Annotated in this window: 19 protein-coding genes and 1 pseudogene; 2 read left to right on the top strand and 18 right to left on the bottom strand. The window is 69.9% G+C overall.

Annotated features, from left to right (window positions below; genetic code table 11):
• Position 1: 1 nt before the first annotated feature.
• The 7 genes from PKE99_RS05090 to PKE99_RS05060 all read right to left on the bottom strand — a co-directional run bounded on the left by PKE99_RS05090 (position 2) and on the right by PKE99_RS05060 (position 5,954).
• Positions 2-880: a type II secretion system F family protein gene (locus PKE99_RS05090; RefSeq protein ID WP_037043619.1), complete on the bottom strand. Its 879-nt coding sequence runs from the start codon at positions 878-880 to the stop codon at positions 2-4.
• On the bottom strand, positions 877-1,761 hold the full coding sequence (locus PKE99_RS05085) for a type II secretion system F family protein (RefSeq protein WP_051737148.1): 885 nt from the start codon (positions 1,759-1,761) through the stop codon (positions 877-879). The genes PKE99_RS05090 and PKE99_RS05085 overlap by 4 nt, the downstream gene beginning before the upstream one ends.
• On the bottom strand, positions 1,758-3,104 hold the full coding sequence (locus PKE99_RS05080; RefSeq protein ID WP_197040550.1) for a TadA family conjugal transfer-associated ATPase: 1,347 nt from the start codon (positions 3,102-3,104) through the stop codon (positions 1,758-1,760). Before PKE99_RS05080 ends, PKE99_RS05085 begins: the two co-directional genes overlap by 4 nt.
• Complete coding sequence (locus tag PKE99_RS05075; RefSeq protein ID WP_156067398.1) at positions 3,101-3,841, bottom strand: CpaE/TadZ family protein; 741 nt, start codon at positions 3,839-3,841, stop codon at positions 3,101-3,103. The genes PKE99_RS05080 and PKE99_RS05075 overlap by 4 nt, the downstream gene beginning before the upstream one ends.
• A 3-nt stretch (positions 3,842-3,844) precedes the next feature.
• The gene (locus tag PKE99_RS05070) at positions 3,845-4,462 is read right to left on the bottom strand and encodes an SAF domain-containing protein (protein ID WP_037043622.1); all 618 of its coding nucleotides are present in this window, start codon (positions 4,460-4,462) and stop codon (positions 3,845-3,847) included.
• Complete coding sequence (locus PKE99_RS05065; RefSeq protein ID WP_156067400.1) at positions 4,459-5,106, bottom strand: hypothetical protein; 648 nt, start codon at positions 5,104-5,106, stop codon at positions 4,459-4,461. Before PKE99_RS05065 ends, PKE99_RS05070 begins: the two co-directional genes overlap by 4 nt.
• Before the next feature lie 206 nt (positions 5,107-5,312).
• A complete protein-coding gene (locus tag PKE99_RS05060; protein ID WP_156067402.1) occupies positions 5,313-5,954 on the bottom strand; it encodes a hypothetical protein in 642 nt (213 codons plus the stop codon).
• Between the two features lie 166 nt (positions 5,955-6,120).
• On the opposite strand from PKE99_RS05060, the gene PKE99_RS05055 reads away from it, so the two are divergent.
• Both PKE99_RS05055 and PKE99_RS05050 read left to right on the top strand, forming a co-directional pair.
• On the top strand, positions 6,121-7,029 hold the full coding sequence (locus PKE99_RS05055) for a bifunctional DNA primase/polymerase (protein ID WP_271214843.1): 909 nt from the start codon (positions 6,121-6,123) through the stop codon (positions 7,027-7,029).
• Between the two features lie 173 nt (positions 7,030-7,202).
• The gene (locus PKE99_RS05050; RefSeq protein ID WP_051737150.1) at positions 7,203-7,616 is read left to right on the top strand and encodes a histone-like nucleoid-structuring protein Lsr2; all 414 of its coding nucleotides are present in this window, start codon (positions 7,203-7,205) and stop codon (positions 7,614-7,616) included.
• A 49-nt stretch (positions 7,617-7,665) separates the two neighbouring features.
• On the opposite strand, the gene PKE99_RS05045 is transcribed toward PKE99_RS05050, so the two are convergent.
• The 11 genes and pseudogenes from PKE99_RS05045 to PKE99_RS05000 all read right to left on the bottom strand — a co-directional run bounded on the left by PKE99_RS05045 (position 7,666) and on the right by PKE99_RS05000 (position 19,991).
• Positions 7,666-7,992 carry a hypothetical protein gene (locus PKE99_RS05045; protein WP_156067404.1) on the bottom strand — a complete coding sequence of 109 codons (327 nt, stop codon included), beginning with the start codon at positions 7,990-7,992 and terminating at the stop codon, positions 7,666-7,668.
• 358 nt (positions 7,993-8,350) lie between these two features.
• The gene (locus PKE99_RS05040) at positions 8,351-8,938 is read right to left on the bottom strand and encodes a VldE C-terminal domain-containing protein (RefSeq protein ID WP_037043631.1); all 588 of its coding nucleotides are present in this window, start codon (positions 8,936-8,938) and stop codon (positions 8,351-8,353) included.
• Between the two features lie 9 nt (positions 8,939-8,947).
• Positions 8,948-9,412 (bottom strand): DUF4913 domain-containing protein, encoded by a 465-nt coding sequence (locus PKE99_RS05035; RefSeq protein ID WP_051737151.1) that lies wholly within the window; start codon positions 9,410-9,412, stop codon positions 8,948-8,950.
• Entirely contained in the window at positions 9,409-11,199 is a 1,791-nt protein-coding gene (locus PKE99_RS05030; RefSeq protein WP_037043632.1) for a type IV secretory system conjugative DNA transfer family protein, read from the bottom strand. The genes PKE99_RS05035 and PKE99_RS05030 overlap by 4 nt, the downstream gene beginning before the upstream one ends.
• Before the next feature lie 1,422 nt (positions 11,200-12,621).
• On the bottom strand, positions 12,622-14,097 hold the full coding sequence (locus tag PKE99_RS38895; RefSeq protein WP_037043633.1) for an SCO6880 family protein: 1,476 nt from the start codon (positions 14,095-14,097) through the stop codon (positions 12,622-12,624).
• Positions 14,094-15,194 carry a TrbL/VirB6 family protein gene (locus PKE99_RS05020; protein ID WP_037043636.1) on the bottom strand — a complete coding sequence of 367 codons (1,101 nt, stop codon included), beginning with the start codon at positions 15,192-15,194 and terminating at the stop codon, positions 14,094-14,096. Before PKE99_RS05020 ends, PKE99_RS38895 begins: the two co-directional genes overlap by 4 nt.
• A gap of 98 nt (positions 15,195-15,292) precedes the next feature.
• Complete coding sequence (locus PKE99_RS05015; RefSeq protein WP_197040552.1) at positions 15,293-15,499, bottom strand: hypothetical protein; 207 nt, start codon at positions 15,497-15,499, stop codon at positions 15,293-15,295.
• 62 nt (positions 15,500-15,561) lie between these two features.
• A complete protein-coding gene (locus PKE99_RS05010) occupies positions 15,562-16,029 on the bottom strand; it encodes a hypothetical protein (protein ID WP_156067410.1) in 468 nt (155 codons plus the stop codon).
• A 457-nt stretch (positions 16,030-16,486) separates the two neighbouring features.
• Positions 16,487-17,046 (bottom strand): annotated as a pseudogene (locus PKE99_RS05005) (GMC oxidoreductase).
• Positions 17,043-18,062 carry an LLM class flavin-dependent oxidoreductase gene (locus PKE99_RS38935; protein ID WP_369075868.1) on the bottom strand — a complete coding sequence of 340 codons (1,020 nt, stop codon included), beginning with the start codon at positions 18,060-18,062 and terminating at the stop codon, positions 17,043-17,045. The pseudogene PKE99_RS05005 and the gene PKE99_RS38935 overlap by 4 nt, the downstream one beginning before the upstream one ends.
• Positions 18,063-18,071: 9 nt before the next feature.
• Positions 18,072-19,991, bottom strand: coding sequence for a hydantoinase B/oxoprolinase family protein (locus PKE99_RS05000; RefSeq protein WP_037043649.1), 1,920 nt, complete (start codon positions 19,989-19,991; stop codon positions 18,072-18,074).
• Position 19,992 lies beyond the last annotated feature (1 nt).

Genomic DNA, 19,992 nt, shown 5'->3' with positions numbered 1-19,992 from the left:
TTCACAGGGACAGCAGGACCGTCGTGGCGGGATAGAGGACCCATGCGGCGATGAGAAGGACCTGCAGGGCGCCCGGCGTGCTCATCTGGCCGCTGGCTCGATTCGCCTCGGCGCGGGCGTCCTCGCGCAGCTCGTCCTCCAGGGTTTCCGCCCGGGCCAGGAGTGTGTCGATCACAGCGCCGCCGTCCGTTCCCGCGGTCCGCGTGATGGCCGCGAGATCGTCGAGCTCGGGCAGGTCGATCGTTTCGCTCAGCTGGCGCAGGCCCTCCCAGGGCATTTGACCGCTGCGCTCCGCTAGATCAAGCTGACGCGCGATCTGCCCCATCGCCCAGCTTCCTCCAAGCAGGCTCGCCGGGGCGCGCAGCGCAGTGGCCACCCCGGCGCCACCGCGGCGCAGGAGACTGACCTGTTGGAGGTAGGCGACCAGGGCGTATCGCATCTCCTCGCGACGAGAATCGGCGTGCCGTTGGATCCGCCGCGCCGCTCCTGTCCAGCCGGCCGCTCCGCCCACAACGGTGAAGGCAAGGGCGACAACGCCGGGTAGCTCGATGCTCAGCAGCTCCGTCAGCAGCAGCAGGAGCGGACCGGACGCCGCACCGCCGAGGGTCTCCACCGCCCGGCGGGCGAAGACCTGGTCCCGCGCCACGCCGACAAGCCGCAGATCCTTCGCGTCGACAGCGTCGGGCAGATGACGAAGTAGCTGGGCAGCCCGCACCGACAGCGCCCGCCGTTGGCGGGGCCGGCCGGGCCGGTGACGCTCGTCCAGCATCCGCAGCCCGTCGACGAGGGCGGGATGCCAAGGGCGGAAGAAGTCGATGGCGATGGCCAAGCCGAGACCGAGAAGTGCGCCCGCGATGGCGCCGACGACGGTCGTGGTCATCGGAGGCGACCAAGGAAGCGAGGAGCAGCCGAGCCGAGGGCGAGCCGGCGCATCCAGATCAGGAGAGCGGCGGTGCCCATCAGGAGCGCCGCCATGACGAGCTGGCCCCCCAGAGTCCGATACGCGTCGGCGAACCCAGGGGCGAGTGCAAGGAGGACGAACACTCCGGCCTGGATAACGAGGAGCATCACGATCGACTGTCGGGACTCCGCGCGGTCGGCCTCGATCTCTCGCCGGCTACGGACCTCGCGCTCGACGGATGTCGCAAGCTGCCGGAGGATCATGCCCACCCCGGGCGTCTGGTGAAGAAGCGCGAGCGTGAGAGCGGCCGAGATGCTGTCGGCAACGCGGTCGTCGATCTCGTCCGCGAACGAGGCGAGGGCGGTCACTCTGTCCTGCCGCCCGTGCCTCAGGGCTGCGGCGAGGCGTCGGACCGGTCCGGCGATCTGCTCCGGAGCCGAGTTGCCGGACGCGATGATCGCTTCGGTGAGCCCGGCGGCGCCTCCACCGACGAGCACATCAGCCATCCGTCGACACCACGTTGCCAGGTTGGCCAGGACCTCGATCTGCTCGCGGGCCACGCGCGCCGACCCGAGCAACCAGGGCAACCAGGTTCCGGTGCAGACGAGGGCGAGCCCAATGACGGGCCACCCTGTCAGCGCCGCGGCGCCGATGCCGCCGATGACCCAGGCGAGGATGCGGAGACGCTCCGTCGGCGACGTGGGGTGAACCTTCCGGAGTGCGTGGGCGAGGTGACGGGCTTGGGCCTTGAGCCGTGTGGAGTGTTCAGAGGAGCGCTGGTTGAGCGGGCTTGCCAGCCGGGCCACCGCCAAGCCCAGAGCGGCGCCCGACGCAGCGGCGAGCAGCACTGTGGAGATCATCCTTTCCGCACCTGCCCGTTTCGAGACTGCGCCCCGACGAGAAACCCGAGATCGATCCCCGCCTCGTCGAATCGCCACCGGACCTGCGGCAACATGTGGAAGCGTGCACGCGGATCATCGCCAGAAGAGTCCGGGCAGAAGATCCGGTTCATGGAGACTGCGCCGGTCTCGACGACGCCGGTGACCTCGGCGATCTCCGATACCACTCGACCCCGGCCTCTGAGCGCCGGATGGTCGAGCTGCCGGAGATGGACGACGTAGTCGATGCCTTGGGCCGCGAGCCTCGTCACGAAGGAGTCCGTCCAGCCGTTGCCTGCTCCCTTCATCGCCGCCGTCACCAGCCGCTCGAACGCGTCGCCGGCGGAGCCCGCATGCAGGGTGCACATCGAGCCGGGCATGCCCGAGTTCATCGCCTCGAGCATCGGCAGGGCTTCGGCGCCTCGGACCTCGCCGACCACGACTCGTGTGACGGACATTCGCAGGGTCTGGTGAACCAGGTCCGCGAGCGTGATCTCGCCGGCTCGTTGGCCGCCCATGCTCTCCGTCGAGCCTGGTCGGGCTTCGAGCGCCAGGACCAGCGGTGAGGAGCCGGGCAGTTCGTGCAGGCCCAGCTCGAACTCGGTCTCGAGCGTGGCGATGCGTTCGGTTGCTGGGATCTCCCGGGCGAGACACCTCAGCAAGGTCGTCTTGCCCGACGACGGTGCTCCTGTCACGACGACGTTCGCCTTGGCCGCGACGATCGCTCGAAGGAATCCGGCTGCCTGTGTGGACAGCGTCCCCATGCGCACGAGGTCTTGCAGCGTGATGCTCTGCAGGCGGTGCCGCCGGATGGTGACGGTGGGCCGTGGCACGACCTCTCGCATGGCGGCGAGACGGGAGCCGTCGGGAAGCCGCATGTTGAGGAAGGGCTGGGCGGGGGAGAAGGAGCGCTCCGACGAGCCGTGGTGAGCAGCGATGTACTGGATCTGCTCCACGAGCGCGGCGTCGGACTCGGCGATCGGGTCGGGTGCCACGCGCAGCGCACCACCCCGCAGCCGCAGGTACGGGCGGTCGCAGCCGGTGATGTGCACGTCTTCGATGTCGGGGTCGTCGAGGAGCTCCTGCAGGCGGCCGAGTCCCCAGATCGCGTTGTCGACCTGCCGGACGACTGCGGCCTCTGCCTCCGGCGACAGCAGGGCCTTGCCCGAGTCGAGTCGTCGACGCGCCTCGACGGCGAGCTCCTGCTCCACCCACGACCTGACGAGTTGCCGCTGATCCGCTGCTGTGAGCCGCTCCTGGCCTTCGTGTCGCTCCAGCCGGCCGATGACGGCGACGCGTAGCCGTTCGATCAGATCGGCGGTCATGAGCTCGCCGTCCTTGCCCATGTCTGAGGTCCGGAGAGCACTCGTGTAGCGAAGGCACGAGCCGCTTGTGTGAGTGGCGATCGGATGTGCCGGGGGGCGGGTGGGGCCGCCTCGGTCCAGACGATCGCAGCTCGCCGGTCGAACGGGATCTCACCGAGCACGGGTATTCCGCACGCACGCGAGACGTCGGTGGCGGAGTAGGGACGGCCCGGATCAACGATCACGAGCCCCGTCGGCGCACCATCGGTCTCGCTCTGCAGCGCTGGGAGTGTCCTGGCCGTTGCCCGGAGCGCTCGCAGCGAGGTTCCGGTGACGACCGCGACCAGATCGCTGCATCGCAGCATCGCGTTGGCGGGATGTGAGATCACGAAGCGGCCGAGGTCGACCAGGACATCGGCGTCCACGATCTCGGTCACTGTCGCAGCGAAGCTCTGCCACGGGACTGCATTGGATTGCCCGGCTGTGCCGAACCCCGCGAGGAGATGCGGCCCATGCTCGACTGGTCGGCATACATGTTGACGAAGTGCTGCCTCGGGTCCGGTGAGCCGGGCCTCGAGCAGGACGTCGACGATGGTGTGCTCGGCGGGGACGGCGCCGCCGGTGAGTCCGGCGAGCAGATCCCCACCCTGCGGATCGAGATCGAGCGCTATGGCCGGTCGCGGCCACGTTGCTGCCGCGGCCAGAGTGAGCGTGGTGACACCCGGGCTGCCTTTGATCGACACGAAGGTGATCAGCATCGGTCACCGATCTTCGAGCAACACGAGAGCTGCATGACCGGTCAGAGCGAGCCTAGCGACGGCCGCCGCGTCGGCGGCATCCACCAGCACGTCGACGGTCCTCCTGCCGTCCGCACCCAGGTCCCGCACGACCTCGGCGGTGATGCCGGCGCTCGTCGAGTCCTCGGTGTCGATCACCGCGATGCGATCCTGGGCGGTCAGGACACTCGCCGGCGCTTGCCCGATCTCGACCGCGATGCCCACGATCGCTTGCCCCGGCCCGGGCAGCGGCGAAGCTCCGGCTGATCCGGGCACCACGATCTGCCCGGGCATCAGGGTGACCGCCGCGGTCTGCCCCACAATCTGGTCGAACTCTGCCCAGGGCAGCGCCGTGAGTCCGGAATCGGCGGGAACCTGCGCGGCGACGAGGTCATCAGCGTGGATTTGGGAGCCGACGGGAACTGTGCGAGCAACGGCGACGATCTGTACCCGCTGCGCGACCGTGTTCAGTACCGCGACTCCGCCCAGAGCCCCAAGGATCGTGAGGGCCGCCGAGATCGCGAGCGTGCGTCGTCGGTGTAGCCGCCGGGGACGACCGGGCACGAAGTCATCGACAGGCGCCGGATCTGTGCGCGTGGTCATTCGCCACCTCCCACGACCAGCACCTGGATCTCGTCCACGGCGATCGACGTTTCCGATGTCAGGCGCAGCTCCTGGCCGCCGGCCACGGGTGCACCGCCCGAAATTCCGCGCCAGCCGACCTGCCAGACCGCAGTGGCTGTAATTGGCCACCGCCCGGTGCCTCCGGTGCGCTCGGGAAGGGAGCGCTCGCGATAGACGTAGCCGCAGTCCGGTGAGGCGCCAACTTGTCCGTTCCACGGAGTGCCAGGTCCTGCGCAACTCACCGTCGCTCCGCTGGGTCCCAGGGTCCACTCGACCGAGGTGAGTCGCGCCGTGGCGGTGACCTGTGCGTCGCCGACGGCAGCGGTTGCCGTGGGCGCGGAGTCGGGGACGTCGTCGAGCCAGAGCCACACCGGAACGCCGACCACGGCCGGTGCGCCGCCGGCCAGGCGGATGGTGGGCTCAGCGAGCTGAAGCTGGGAGATTGCCGAGCGAACGGGGATGCCGGGGTCGTCGACCGGCGCTGCTCTGCCAGTCGGCCTGGGCGCTGTACTCGCTGCAGCCGGGGCGAGCTGTGGCGAGAAGCCGAAGACGCGCTGTAGCTCCTCGACGACGTCGTCTGCCTCTTCACGGACCACGGCGGTGGTCGGGCCCGAAGTGGCCATGCGGGCGTGTGGGCTTGTCGGCGGCCCGGGCTGCACGGCGGGTGGGCCAGCCGGGCCGCCCGGGCGTCCCGGGTCCGCTGCTGTGATGACGCATCGCCCCGAACTCATGATGACCTTGCACTGGGCAGGCTGTTGCAGCGCGGGTAGCGGCCCGGCGGCCGGAAGCATAAGGACCATCGAGACCGCGACGCGCTGTGCCGCCTCGCTCAGCATGGCTCCGCCAGGGCGGGCGCCGTTCGCTCCACGAACCACCGCTCGCCCTCGCGCGCGAGCTCGGCACGGTAGCGGTATCGGGTGCTCTGGTTCTGCTCGTCGTCGAGGACGCCGCTGCCCGTGTCCGACACCAAGCGCGAACCGCTGAGGTCGATGCAGTCGAGGACCGCTACCCGGTCCATGGTGGGCGCGATGGTTGGATCGAGTTGGGGCGCGACGGTGACGGAGCCGTCCACGTGCGCGGACAACGAGGCGTAGTTCCGAACCTCGAGAAGCAGGTCGTCGAGGGCCTGGCTCCGAGCGACGGTGGCCAGCGGAACCGACCAGTCCTGGCTGCGCGGCGCCTGCATCGCCAACTGACTGAGCCGCCAGAACTCGGCGTACACCGCCAGGGCGTCTGACGACGATGCGGTCGAAGTGGGCGGAGGCGGCGGGTCGTTGGGGGACGTCTGCGAGCAGCCGGCGATGGACGCCACGCAGATCGCGGTGGCGGCAGCGAGCGGGTAGGCGCGCGGACGGCAGTAGTGGAGCACGGCTCCGAGCCTGGCCAGGGCGGCTCGCCTCTCGTTCGCGTTCGTTCGCTGCTCGCTTCGCACTCGCTGCTCCTGTCGACGAGGCCGGTCCTTGCTGATCACCTTCCCGACGCGATCAAGGTGACAGGTCATGTCCGTGCGCGGAGCGGAACGACCAGCGATCGCCCATATGGAGTAGTTGACTCGAGCGAGCGCGAGCGGCCGACGAGCAAGCTGCTCGCTCGGCGAGAGCGTCGACGAACCAGCGACCGAGCAGGCGCCGGCCACGGTGAAATCCGCCGATGAGCTGGAGGAAGGTGTGGCGGGCAACAAAGGACAGCGGGGGAGTGGTTTGGTCCGCTCGGCGCTCGAGATTGCTGGGCGGGGGTGGCCGGTGTTCCCGCTCCGTCCGGGTCGTAAGGAACCGGCAATTCGCAACTGGGAACGCCGGGCCACGACGGACCCCGATCTGATCCGCCGTACCTGGGAGGTCGCCCCATGGAATATTGGCGTCGCCTGTGGGCCGGCGGCCCTGCTCGTCGTCGACCTGGATGCAGGGGATCGCGGCGACCACGGGCGGCAGCGCTTGGCTGCCCTGGCTGCAGGCGCGGGCCAGGTGATCCCGGCCGACACCTACACCGTTCTCACGCCCGGGGGCGAGCACCTCTACTTCTTGGCGGGCGACGGCGGCTATCGAAACACCGCCGGTCGCCTCGGCGCGAAGATCGACACGCGCGGATCGGGGGGCTACGTCGTGGGGGCCGGCTCGGCCGTGGCGGGGCGCCGCTATCGCCTCGCTTGCGACCTGGATCCGGCCGCTCTACCCGGCTGGATCGCTGATCGTCTCGCCATGACTCCGCCCACGCCGACACCCGCGAGCGTTCATACCGCCAGCAGCGCATACATCGCCGCCGCGCTTCGCGGCGAGGTCCGGCGAGTCGCCGAGGCAACGGCCGGCAACCGCAACCACTCACTGTTCGTTGCCGCCGTACGCCTGGGCCGCTTCGTCCACGCCGGACGTCTCGAAGAGGGCGTCGCTCGGGACGCGCTCCTGCGCGCGGTCGATCGGCATCGAGGGCCGGGCGGACTGACCGACGGAGAGATCACCCGGACTATTGCATCCGGGCTTCGTCGATACGGGTCGGCCACAAGCGGCACTCCGTCGCCGACCTCAGCCGAGCGCCATCGTTCCCGCTAGGTGCCCCAGCCGTAGCCGCGTGGATACCGGCGCACGCGGAAAACTCGTAAGCTGTGAATTCGCTAAGAGAATGCGGTCATCGTATGCTGCTCGGTGATTCGGCTGGACTTTTTCTGCTGAACCCGCATACTGCGAGACGACCCCTCAGAACCATCGAACGGAAGTGGAAGAATATGGCCCAGGTCACTGAAGTGACGCTGGTTGACGACCTGGATGGCGGCAAGGCGGACGAGACCGTCGCGTTCTCCTTGGACGGTAAGGCGTTCGAGATCGATCTGAGCGCTGCGCACGCCTCGCAACTTCGCGATGCGATGGCCTCGTACATCGATGCGGCACGGCGCACGACGACTGGCGGTGGACGTCGCAGCCTTGCCCGCGTTGTGTCGACACCGCCCAAGTCGAACCGCGAGGAGAACGCGGCTGTCCGCCAGTGGGCGCAGCAGAACGGATACAAGGTCTCCGAGCGCGGACGGATTCCGTCCGAGGTGTTGCATGCCTACGCCGACCGCGACGACACGCCCGCTCCGGCCGTGGCCGAGGAGAAGCCGAAGCGTCGTGCGCGCAGGAAGGCTGCCGACGCAGCCTGATTCGTCAGCGGAAGGGGCCGAGGCCGCTGCCTCGGCCCCTCTCTCGTGCTCACCCGCCCGGACATGGCCCGGTCGAATGAGCGGGCGTCGGATCGACGGCGGCCTCGAGTGGCTGCGTGAGAACGCTATCCACAGCAATGGCCGCCTCCTTGAATTGGTCCACAGGGCTGGCAGCGAGATCCCGCGTGGTGAAGCACAACGTCATGGTGTCGTCATGTCGCTTCTCCGACGAGCACTCGCACTGTGGGCGGTAGGACTGGCGCTCTGGCTCGCCCTTGCCACTGCGTTCCCAAGCAGCCCGCTCCTGCGTGCGCTCGCGGAAGTCGGCTGCACCGACCATCCGGCCTTCGAGGTTCAGCAGGCGGCCGGCGTCCAAGTCCTGTCGGTCGAGGCGGACTCCTGCCCGGGCATACCTGCAGAGGAGGCGGTGAGACGGATGGCCCTGGCCGGCTGGACGGCCTCGCCGTACCCCGTCGATGCCGTTTCCGCGACCGTGTCTCGCACCGTGAGCGGACGTGCAATGAGCCTCGTTCTGCGCGCCAACGAGCTGAGGGCGGCCACCGGCACGAGCTTGGACGGACTTCCCCGGGCCGAGAGCCGGGTTGGGCCCGCCACCCGTGTGACGGCTGTCGCCGAGACGACAGTTCCCGCGTTGGCGAGCGTGGTCGCGCTGCTCGTCGTCGCCCGCCTGCTGCGTTCTACCCGGACGGCGACCCTTTGTCCTGCGTTGGTCTTCAGTCGGCGACGCTGAGGTGGATGTGGTCGTAGTGCCCGCCGGTGGGGTCGCTGACGTTGTAGATTCCGCCTCCGTTGTAGGGCACTCCCCAACCGTTCTCGTCCGCCGTCGTGATGTCCCAGTAGCGCCCCTGCCAGATCAGATAGTGCACATGCAGGGAGGCGGCGTTGGTCCGAAGCCAGTTCGCGATCTGCCAGCCGTGCGCGAGCTGGTCTCCGACGGGGAAGGTGCCGGCCGTGGTGGGGAAGATGTCGCAGGCTCGGCCCTTTGGATGATCGCTGCTGGGGTTCTGCAGGTGAGGATCCCAGCACGACACGGCCCGGATCGCTCGGCCAGTAGGCCCGAAGGTTGCCAACACCGCGTTCAGCGCGTTCAACGTTGCAGGCGTCAGACAGCCCCTCGTCGTCGGATCGTCCTCGGTGCAGCCCGCGCTCGATCCGCGGAACGGCTGCGCGGGAGCCGGCCCTTCTAAGCCCGAGCCGTTCTGATCGGACAGGACCGGGCCGATCGTGCCGAGGACGATGGAGAGCATGAGGGCGATGGCGAGCAGGACGGCACTCAGGCCGGCTGCCCCCATCGCGATCATTCGCACGGCTCAGGCGTCCGGGTATGGCGCGGTGGGCAGCGTGGGAAGCGGGGTGTGACCGGCTCGAGCGCCGAACCGGTCGTCGTGACCGCAGTCCACGAATGGCCCGTCCGCGGCGAGCAGCGCGCGCAGGCACGGATCGAGGTGGTCTCGGATCCAACTCGACATGGCGGTGCCGGGATCGGGAGCGAGTTCGGTCCAGGCCCGGCGGAGTGCCTCGAGCCGGAAGACTGCTTCGGGGTGTTCCCACCACACTGGGCACCAGTGCAGCTCGCCCCGCAGCGGGCGTGCAATGACCGAGGTGACATGGCCGTGAACCCAGCGGACGAGACGGTTCGGGTCCAGACCTGCAGTGGGGAGGTCATCCTCGTCCGGCCCGGTTCGGTCGAGAAGGTCGTCGAGCAGGGCGCTCTGGTGTTCGCGCCACGTTTCGAGCGCGGCCAGGCGGGCCTCGGTCTCTGGATCGTCCGTCACGGTGTCTTCTCCTGTGGTGACTCGTACAAGGCGCCGAGGACCCGTTGAGCGGTCTCGCGGAGTTCGTTGAGCGCGGAGTCGGCGTAGGCGGTGATGTCCGCGGCGTGTCTCTCGCGGTACCACGGCAGCAATTGCGCGAGTCCGGCTCGTCGACCGGAGGTGAGCAGTACGGCGTGGGTACGTTTGAGTGATCGCAGCGCATCCGGCGGCAGGATCGGTTGGCGTGTGGTGCTGGTCTGCCAGGTGCGGCCGTTTCCTCGTCCGTAGCTGGTCGATCTCTTTTCGACGTCGTGATCGCCGATCAGGCCGGACAGGCGCTGGAGGAAGGCGTGGTCGTCGACGCCGGCACCGACCAGTTTGATGGTCGCGGCGGACCAGAGAGAGTCCATGCCCTGCGCGCCCCAAACGCCGACGCCCTGCTGGTAGCTCTGAAGCATCGTCAGGACCTGGATGCCGCGGGAGCCGTAGTGGCTGTACAGCTGGGGGAGTTGCTGGATCGGGCAGATGTTGGCGGCTTCGTCCAGAACGGCGACGACGGGTGGATCGAGTCGGCCACCTGCGGCTTGAGCCTGCAGCTCGGCGACCTCGAGCAGACGATCGACGAGCGCGGCGACTACGGGGGCCGCCGTCCCGGCGCCTTCCTTCGACAGCAGGTGGGCCGTGACCGGCTGTTCGGATGCTGTGGTCAACAGCTGCCAGGGGTCGAGCTCGACCTGCATGTCGTCGGGGCCGGTTCGCCAGGTGTGCGGCGGCGTGATCCAGCGCAGGATCCGTTCGGAGGTGAGGGCTTTCGTCGCGGTCCGAGCGGTCTGATAGATGCCCTTCGCCGTGACGTCGGCTCCCCGCAATGCTGCGTCCAGATCGGCGGCCTCGACGACCGCGCCGACGCCATCGAGAGCGGCGACGGCGTCGCGGCGGCCGTGCTGCAGCCAGATCACGACCTCGCGCATCGTCCGACGACCGATCGCGGCAGCCAGCAACGTGCCCGTGAGTACCTGCTCGCCTGCGGCGTGGAAGAACGGGTCCCGGCGCTGTCCACCGATGGTGCCCATGAAGTGGCCGGCCAGTCGTGCAGCGGCCTCGTAGCGATGGTCGTCGGGGGCGTCGCGGATCGAGCGGAGCGGATCCCACCACCACGTCTGGGGGGCGTAGGCGATCTGCTGCGGGTCGAAGGTCCAGACGGGCCCGACCTCGGCGCGGGGGCCGGAGGTGAGGGCCCAGAGGTCGGATTTGTTCGAGGTGGCGACGACGAGGCCGGGGGCGCTGAGGACAGCCGGCACCGCTACGGCACTGGTCTTGTTCGACCTGGGGCCCATGATCACGAGCGCCACGTCCTCCCAGGACATCCACACCTCGTGCCCGCCGAGAACGCCGAGCCGGATGCCGCGGTCCGCGCTGGTGAGCGCGCGATCATCCGGCAGGCGACGAAGTGAGCGGGCTCGTTTCTCCTGCGCGGTTCCGGTGAGGTCACCGAGCTCGGTCGCGCGCAGGAGCGTGCGCGGGCTGGCCTGTCGAAGCAGCCGGCGGATTCCCCAGCCGATGAGCACGACGGCGAGCACGAGCACGACCAGCAAACAGCCGAGAACGGCCGCGAACCACCCGCGTTCCGGGGTGTCGGTGTGGACGAGCAGGCCGGGTGACCAGACCGGCGGGGTCCAGCGGCCGGTGGCCGCCAGCCGGGACACCCCGGAAGCGAGCCATACCGCAGTGGTGGTGCCGGCTCCGAGAGCGATCGCGCCGATCAACGCGAGGGGGGCGGCGGCCTCTCCCAGCCCTGGCCTGATCATGACGCCGTCCGGAAGGCGCCATCGGTGTCGTAGAGGCGGCGCTCGCTCGGTGTCAGGGTCAACGCGACGGGGAGCCCCATCCGTTCACCGGACTTGATCAGGTACTTGCCCCGGCCCGGGTGCGCGCGCCCGGAGTGCCAGGTGGGCGGGGCCGCCCACGAGGTTACGAGGGCCGCCTCGCCGCTGGTGAGCGAGGTGATCCGGCGGAGGCCGTCCAGTTCCTTCTCCGCCATGCCGCCGAGAATGAGAACGCCGTTGCGACTGGCCATACCGCGGGCTTTCGCCCGGTCGGACTCGGTGGGCAGGGCCTCGAGGTCGTCGAGGGAGTGGGTGACCTGGATGGAGACGACGCCGCGATGGCGGTTGAGTCGCGTGATCCTGTCGGACCGCTCGACGAGTCCGGGGGCGACGCGGAGGGCTCGCCAGAGCTCGTCCTGAACCTGGACCACGTTGCGTCGGCGGCCGGCGGCGGTGTTCGCGTCGATGACGCCCGCCGCCCAGGCCCAGGAACAGAGCATCGCAGCTGCCACGGCGTCGTCGTCCTCCTCGTCGAGCGCGGACAGGTCGAGGGACAGGGCGGTGGTGCCGGTGTCGGCGCGGACGCTGGATCGGCGATCGAAGATGCCCCGCAGGGCTCCGTCGCAGAGCAGGCCGAGGGTGTTGATCAGTTCGCGGGCAGCTCGGCGGTACTCATGCTCGTCGCCGGCGGCGGTGATGGCGACGAGGTCGTCGGCAGCAGTGTTGAGGACGTGAAGGACGTCGGGGATGAGGGGTTGGCTGGTCTCGCGCACGCCGACGACGAGATCGAGGGCGGCGCCGAGCAGTCGCCGTTCGGTGACGGTGATCTCTGCTCGCCGCACGATCGTGGTGAGCGCCTCGAGCAGCGACAGCCTGCGGGCGCGGATGGTCTCCGCGAGTCGTTCCCGTTCGGAGCCCTTCGCCGCGTCGAGGGCGGCGGCGAGTGGGCCGGCGTCGAGTGGGTTCAGGGAGTGGGCACCGCGTCCTACCTCCCAGACCGCACCGCCGAGGGCAGCGATCAGCTCGCTGTACTCGCCCTTCACGTCACCCGGCACCACTGCGGTCATGCCGAATCCGACGAGGCCGACCAGTAGCCGTTTGGTGATGGAGGACTTGCCGATGCCGGGCTGACCTTGCACCCAGACTCCGGTGTTCGAGACGAGCCCTGTGCGAAGCCATTCGGCGGGGTCGAGGCCGATGGGCTCCGAGGTATGGAGGTGCCTCCCGATCGGTACTCCCTGGACGACGGCACCGGAGGACACGGCGAACGGGTAGAGGCCGCAGGCCTGGCTGGTCGTTGCGGTGTAGCGGGCCGCGGCCTCGACGTTGGCGGCGCGGCCGCCATCGCGTGCGGGCCAGCCCCACCTGCGCGGTACCGGCGAAGTAGTCATGTTGTCCTCCGAGTCAGCGTCCGCCGCGGCGACGAGTGAGGTCGACGGGATCGAGACCGACGCCGAGGGCGACGGCGAACCCGGAGGCTTGGCTTCCGCGTAGCCGACGGAGCCTGAGCTTGGCTTGGCCGGCGCGGGTCTCGACGTCGCCGACCGCGGCAGGAAGGTCCGCGGGATCCAGCACGGTTGTGGTGACGTAGAGGCTGAAGCGGCCGACCCCGGCTCCCTCGGCCTCCTCGCGGGCGGACTGGAGAGCGCGGTTGCGATCGTCGCGGTCACGCTGGGTCTCGTCGCGTCGGGTGCGTTCGGCCCAGGCGCGCCGTATCTGGCCGCTGGTGATCTCTGCCTCGACCTTGGCCGCGGCGTGTTCGGCGTCGTAGGGCTCGTAGAGCAGGGTGACCCGTCGGGGGAACGGCCCGGGGGCGAGGAGCGGGGTCAGGATGTGCGGGCTGACGGACTGGCGCGGTGCCTCACGCATACCCCAGGTGACGGACACACCGGAGTCGTGGCGATAGTCGTCCCAGGTCTCGGTGGCTGCGACGGGGCCCGCATCCGACCACTCCTCGAGCAGGACGCGATCGGTGGTCAGGTCGCGGCGGGTCGACGGATCGAAGGCGGCTCGCAGCCGGCCGGCGAGCCATGCGGTTCCGGCTCGGCCGAGCACCGCGACACCCGCGGCGGCGAGGGCCTGCTCGATCCCGGGCAGCCCGCGCCCGGCGGTGATGGTCGCCTCGACGAGGTCGCCCGGGCGTGGTGAGGCGTGCTGCGGGTCCATGGTGACGGTGACGCGGGCGTCGATTTCGGCGGTGGCCTCCGGATTGGCCGCGATCAGCTCCTCGAGGACGCGCCGGGCCAGAGCGGGAGCCTCCGGATCGAGCGAGGCCGTGACGTGGTCGCGGGTCGTTGTCCCGCCGGTCGGCGCGGTGTCGACGGTGACCGAGAGATGGGTGACGAGGCGCTGATACCCGAGGTCGGCCAGGAGCGCGGCCCAGCCGGCCACCCAACGGTCCATCTGATCGTTGTCGGCAAGATCGAGGCCGACCGGGGAGACGCGCAGGACCGCAGACAAGCGGCCTGTGCGCCGGTCCCACAGCCAGCACTGCCGACCGCCGCGCCCGTCGTCGGCGTCGACCGGCACGACCGGGGCGAGGACGCCCGGAAGGTCGACGCCGCGAGGGTGGGTGGTGAGGATGCCGCCCGCCCAGTCGGTCCACCCGGCCGCCCGAGCCCGGCGAAACCGCAGCACACGCGTGAGGACGTCGGCGAGCGTGACGCCGCCGACACGGACCACCACCGCCGCGACCACGACTACCGCCGTGCCCGTCAAAGGGATTGCGGCGCGCGGAACGGTCGAGAAGGCCAGAAGCGGGACGAGGACGGCCAGGAAGAGAACGACGGTGGAACCGGTGCTCAACGAACCGATGCCCCAGCCGCGTTCTGCACGCCAGTTCCCATAGAGGCGGGGCAGGGAATCGCTGGGCGGGGTCACTTCCTCGCCCCCGGCTCCTCACCGCTACCTCCGGTCGCGGTGTCCCGCGCCTTCTTCACGGCCGCGGACCCGACCGCCACGGCCGCCGTCGCAACAGATCCCGCAGCTCCCGCAGCCGGGCCCGCACCTCGTGGTCCGGCTCCGGCGGATCCAGGACCGGTGGCTTCCTGGGCCGAGGCCCGCTGGCCGGGGGAGCGACTCGACATGGCTATCGCACCTGCCGCGGACACCAGCCCGGAGCCCCCCATGCTCTGCCCGCCGACCTGGGTGCCGGACCAGGAGAAGAACTTCATCAGGGCCGGCATGGCGACGAGCGCGAGAAGGAGCACGACCAGCCCCGCCAGCAGGGTGCTGACCTCGCCGGGCTGGTTCGACGACCGGGTGGACAGGTAGGTGAAGCCGATGAAATAGACGAAGGCCGCCGCGGGCTTGTAGACGACAATGGCGATCAGCCAGGGCAGCAGCCGCGTGAGCCAACCCCGCGTCGTCCGGGTCAGGGAGCCGGAGGCAGCGAGCGGAAGCATCGCCGCGAGGACCAGCAGCCCAGCCTGCCGGACGAGCATGAGCACCCACTGCAGCAGAGACAAGACCGCCGCCACCAGCCCGACGAGCAGCAGCACGAAGTTGTTCTTCATGCCCTCCTGGCTGCGCAGGTTGTCCACCATGAGCACGGCGAAGTTGTTCGCGGCGTCATCGAGGACGTCGCGGCTGAGTTGGTCACCGGCCCGTAGCCCGGCCTGCAGAACGATGAGGCCGAGGGCTGACACCGCGACGAAGCGAAGTAGCCCTGTCGCGACGGTGATCAGCGGCTCGGCCTTGCGGGACAGGACGAGACGTCCGGCCTGCACGACCACCGAGACGGTCAGGATGACCAGGACGAGGTAGCGCAGCTCGCCCTGCGCCGCGAGCACTGCCGGGTCGAGAGGGTTGACGCTGTCGGTCTGCGCCCACCACGAGGTTGCCGCTACGACGAGGTCGGCCGCGCCCTGCGTGACGCGGACGACGACCTCGTCGAAGGCGTTCTGGACGACCTGGCCCGACTTGCACTCGAGATCGAAGACCCCACAGTCAGCTGGTGCCTGCGCCAGTGCCCTCATGACGACGGCCCCGCTATCAGGTGCCGCTCGATCGGGAGAGGGGTCGTGGGCGCCGGAAGGTCGATCTGCCAAGGGCTCTTGTCTTGTCGATACATCGGCTACACCTGGAACGCGCCGACGATGACCGCAGCGACCGAGGCCAGCGCGAGGCCGCCGAGGATCCAGGCGGACCCGATCAGGCCATCGTAGGCGGTGGCCGAGCGATTACGCCGTCCGACGATGATCATGACAGCGCAGATCAAGAGACCGGCGACCCCCGCGGCCAGCACACCCCATTTGAGCCAGCCCAAGATCATGTCGGCCATGCCGTCCAGCCCGGGAGGACGGGTGGGAGCCGGGTTGGGTGGCTGGGCCACGACGACCGTCCTCACCGTGCACGCTCCGGGCGCAGGACGTGCCCGACCATCGGCACGAGCGTGCTCGCGGCACGCGGCGCGGTCGGGGCGGTGCCGGCGATCTGGTCGACGGCATCAAGCCAGCGACGGCTGCTGCGGTCGAGATCGCGCCGTGCCGCGGTCGTGAGGGCTCGGATGTCGTCGATCGGGCGGGGAAGCTCGCGCCAACGGGCGACATGGGGGAGCAGGACCGTGCGCGCGGTGTAGGGCGCGATCAAGGTCATCCGAGCCGTGACCGCCCGGCCCGGCCGAGCGCCATCGACGGCGTTGACCGCCAGGATGGGCTGACCGGGCATTCGTCCGATCGCCGTGGCGGCGCGGAGCAACGACTCGGTGGTCGCTCGACACACGAGAACCTGAACGCGTTCTCCGCGGTGCACACCGCCGTCTTGGGCGCGAAGCGCGGTGGCGAGGCTGGTGGTCCCGACACCACCGGACACGCCCGCTACAAGCGGTGCGTCTGGGGACTGGGCAAGGACATCTGCTGACATGAGGATCTCCTGACGGCGAGCTGTGCCGCCGAAGATCCGTCCTGACCGCTCCCGCTCTGTTCGTGAACGCTCTTTCAGAGATGCGAGCAGCGCTGAAGGAGTTCAGGCGTATCGTTCAGCACTGGTCAGCGGACCGCCCCAGCCGCCCCGATCCACTTCTGGTTGCCCGAGAACACCGTCGGCGGCCGCCGCATCGGCGCTCTCGCAGTCCCCGCCCCGGTCGACCGCACCTACCCGAGCCGCCCGCGCGCCTCGTCGTCGCCCTCATCGACGACCGTCTCGATCCACTCGGGGGGCGCGACGCCGAACACGACGACCTCGTTCACCGCGGGGCGATGTGGCCGAGTACCTCGACCAGATCCGCGACCGCAGGCTGGTCGGCCTGCTCGTCCGAGGCGTCCCCGGGTCAGGCCCGGACGTGCAGAACCAGGTCGGCAGCCCGGTGGGCGATCATCGCCGTTGGCGCATTGGTGTTGCCGGACGGCATGGTCGGCATCACCGAGGCGTCGACGACCCGTAGCGCCTTGATTCCGTGCACCCGCAGTGGGGGTCCACGACGGCGAGGTCGTCGGTTCCCATCCGGCAGGTTCCGGCAGCATGGAAGATCGTGTCCTCCTGGTCGGCCAGCCAATCGACCACCGCCGCGCCGTCACCGCTCAGGCAGGCGCCGGCGATGCCTCTCGTGGCGGGCTGGGCCACGAGCTCGCGGGCCAGCTCGGACCCCTTGAGCAGAGCGCGCACGTCGTCCCGGTCGCCCAACCGCTCGAACTCGACGAGCGGGCGACCGGCAAGCAGCCGGACCCGGCCGCGTCCTCGGGGGTGCAGCAGAACGGTGTAGACGGTGAACGCGTCCGTGCGCTCGAGAGCGGCCCGGCCGCTGATGCGATCGAGGCTGGAGTGCACCGGCGTGAGTGCGATCTGGAAGTCCTCGGTGACCAATTGGGCCTCGAAGGGCGTGGTCGTCATCGCCCCTGTGCCGTTCGTGAGCAGGGAGCCGAGCGCCTTGGTCGCCGCGACGGGTCCCACCGTGTTGATGGTGGGGACCATCGACCTCCGGTACTGGGCGGAGACCAGGTGGTCCTGGAAGTTCCGGCGCTCAGCCACGTCGCGTCGATGTCGGTCGCGGTACCCGCGCGCGATCGGCGGGCGGACACGCGCACGCGAGGACCACCCGGTCGGCTCCGGCCCCCGCGAACTCGCGCGGCCGCTCGACCCACGCGGGCGGGTCCGCCGAGGACGAGATACCGGTCGGCCAGCCGGCCGAAGTCGTGCGCGTAGGTGCGGCTCACCGCGGCGATCCCCGTCTCGCGGGCCCACGCGCCGTCGGGCGTCCACGCACGTCCAGACGAAGACGGCACCGGACAGGGCGGCGGGGTCGTGCCGCGCGTCGTGGGCGTGCTCGCGGACCCGGGCGATCGAGCCGGCGAGCTGCGCCGGCTCGACCATGGAGGGCGTCCAAACGTCGGCGTAGCGCCGGGCGCGGCACATCGCGCCCTCCGTGCGCCGCCGAGCCAGATCGGTGGACCGCCAGGCTGTACGGGCGGCGGGTCCCGGACGAGATCGCGCAGGGTCGTGAACTCGCAGTGGAGCGTGACCCGATTGCCGGTGAACAGCGCCCGCAGCACCCGCAGCCCTTCGTCGAGCCTGCGGAACCGGTCCGTGGGGTGGACGTCCGTGGCCTCGAACTCCCGCGGGAACTCGCCGCCGACGCCGAACTCGAACCTGCCCGCTTGCGGCCACCTCGAGCGGCGCGGCGAGCTTCGCCGCCAGCGCGACGGGGTAGAGCGGGAGCAGCGCGATCGTGCTGAGCAGCCGGATCGTGCTCGTGGCTCCGGCCTGCACCAGGTGCACGAAACGCGTTGGGAGTGGGCCCGTGGAAGAACAGGTGCTCGCCGCTGACCAGGAGGTCGAACCGGCCGCCTCGGCCGCCCGCGTGTCACGGGCGGCCGAGGGAGGTCTGCGGTGGACAGACCGATCTGCATGATCCGAAGCTAGCCGGTACGCAGTTCGGCGGTGGCCTCCCGGTCGATCGTCAGGCCCTCGGGATCGTGGTGCGGGTCGCCGACCACGACCACGCCGTAGTCCCGTGCGGCACCCTCGATGCTGACGTACTCGTCCCGCACGTCCCGCAGCACCGCCTCCGCGTCCCGGGCGAACGGCGAGCCCCAGCCGCCGCCCCCGTTGGTGAGGTAGCGGAACACCGAGCCCGCCTTCGTCCGCCACACCGGTGTGCTGGCGAAGTAGTGGTAGGTGCCGTTGGCGGGATCGAGCACGCGGCTTTGCGGATCGAGCACGCCCGCGACCGGGTCGCTGGTCCGGTAGGTCTGTGCCTCCGTCCCCACGAGGGCGCCCGTCTCGCGGGGGTCGTGGTGGTCGGCAGGGAAGATCCAGACCCCGCCGCACGGCCCGGCCTCGCCGCCCGCCGCGCCGACGCCCGAGGACACCTTCGTGTGGAAGGGCGAGCTGTAATGCTCGGCGTCGGTGAGCCAGAGGGTGTCCTTGAGGTTGGCCGCGCCCCCGCGGTGGGTCCCCGGGCCGCCGGTGTCGATCGCGTGCTCCTTACGCAGCACGACGACCGGGGCGTCGTGCTCGATGGCCTCGGTGGGCGGGTCGAGGTTGTTGAGGGTGAACAGCACGGTGTAGCTGTCCCCGTCGCCCTCCTTCGTGGCGCCCCACGGCCCGTGCTCGCCGCCGCACTGGGCGATGTTGGCCCACGGGGTGCCGTCCGGGAGCAGCCCGTTGGCGTTGTGGGTGTTGGTCGAGCCGTAGTCACCCGCCACCGCGTTCTCGCCCAGGACCGGGTTCAACGCGTCGAAGATCGCCGAGACCAGGGCGCCGGTGCTCTCCCAGAACAGGAAGATCCCGCCGTCGGGCGGTAGCGACGACAGCAGCGAGCCCATCGGACCGACGAGGTCGACCGAACGCCACGTGCCGGACGTGAAGGGGATCTGGGGGTCCAGCAGCATGGTCAACCCGACGGCAACGGCGGTCTTGGAATCCAGCATGCTCGCGTTGATGCAGGTCCGGGCCTGGGTCGAGGTGCCGGACAGGTCCGCCTCGATGTCGTGGCCGCGCTTGCGCAGCGTGACGTGCACCGCGTAGTCGACGGTGTCGTCGAGCCCGTCGGCGTCGATCAGGCCGGTGCCGGTGTAGTCGCCGTCCGGGATGCGGGCGATGGCCGCCCGCATCCGCTCGGCGGAGGTGTCGCAGGCGTACCGCAGCGTGCCGAGGTAGGCGTCTAGGCCGTATCGCTCGATATTGTCGAGCACCAGCCGCGCGCCGAGCTGCAGCTGCTGGTGGATGGACTTGAAATCCGGGAGCAGCAGCCCGCCGAACCGCGAGTTGTCGAAGATCAGGCTGAACGTGGACCGGACCGGCCTGCCCTGCGAGTACAACAGCACGGGCGGGATGACCAGGCCGTTCTCGTAGACGTTGGTCTTCGTGCCGGAGAAGCCGCCGGGCACCGTGCCGCCGATGTCAAGCTGGTGGGCGCGCAGGTTGACGAAGGAGACCAGGCGGTCGTCGGCGAAGACGGGGTGGATGAAGCAGACGTCGTTGACATGGGTGCCCGCCCGGTAGGGGTCGTTGCAGATCAGCACGTCTCCGGGCCGCAGGTTGTCCGGGCCGTACTCCTCGACGCTGTTACGCACGGCGTCGGCCATCGTTCCGAGGAACACCACGAGGCTGTTGCTGACCACCGACATCGGGTAGTCCTGCTCGGGTGGGCCGGAGATGGTGCAGGCGAAGTCGTACCAGTCGCGGATGATGGGGGAGAAGGCCTCACGCAGGAAGCCCGTGGACATGTGCTCGACGGCGTGTCGGAGCCGGTTGGTGATCACCGACGCGGTGAACCGGTCGCAGTGGTAGGTCTGCCGGAACTCGGCCTCGGGCAGGTCCTTCAGCAGGGTCATC

Origin of the sequence: Pseudonocardia halophobica (assembly GCF_027922425.1) — a bacterium.
Lineage (GTDB): Bacteria > Actinomycetota > Actinomycetes > Mycobacteriales > Pseudonocardiaceae > Pseudonocardia > Pseudonocardia halophobica.
The sequence above is the reverse complement of the archived record's forward strand: the minus strand, read 5'-3'. Positions and strand labels throughout refer to the sequence as shown.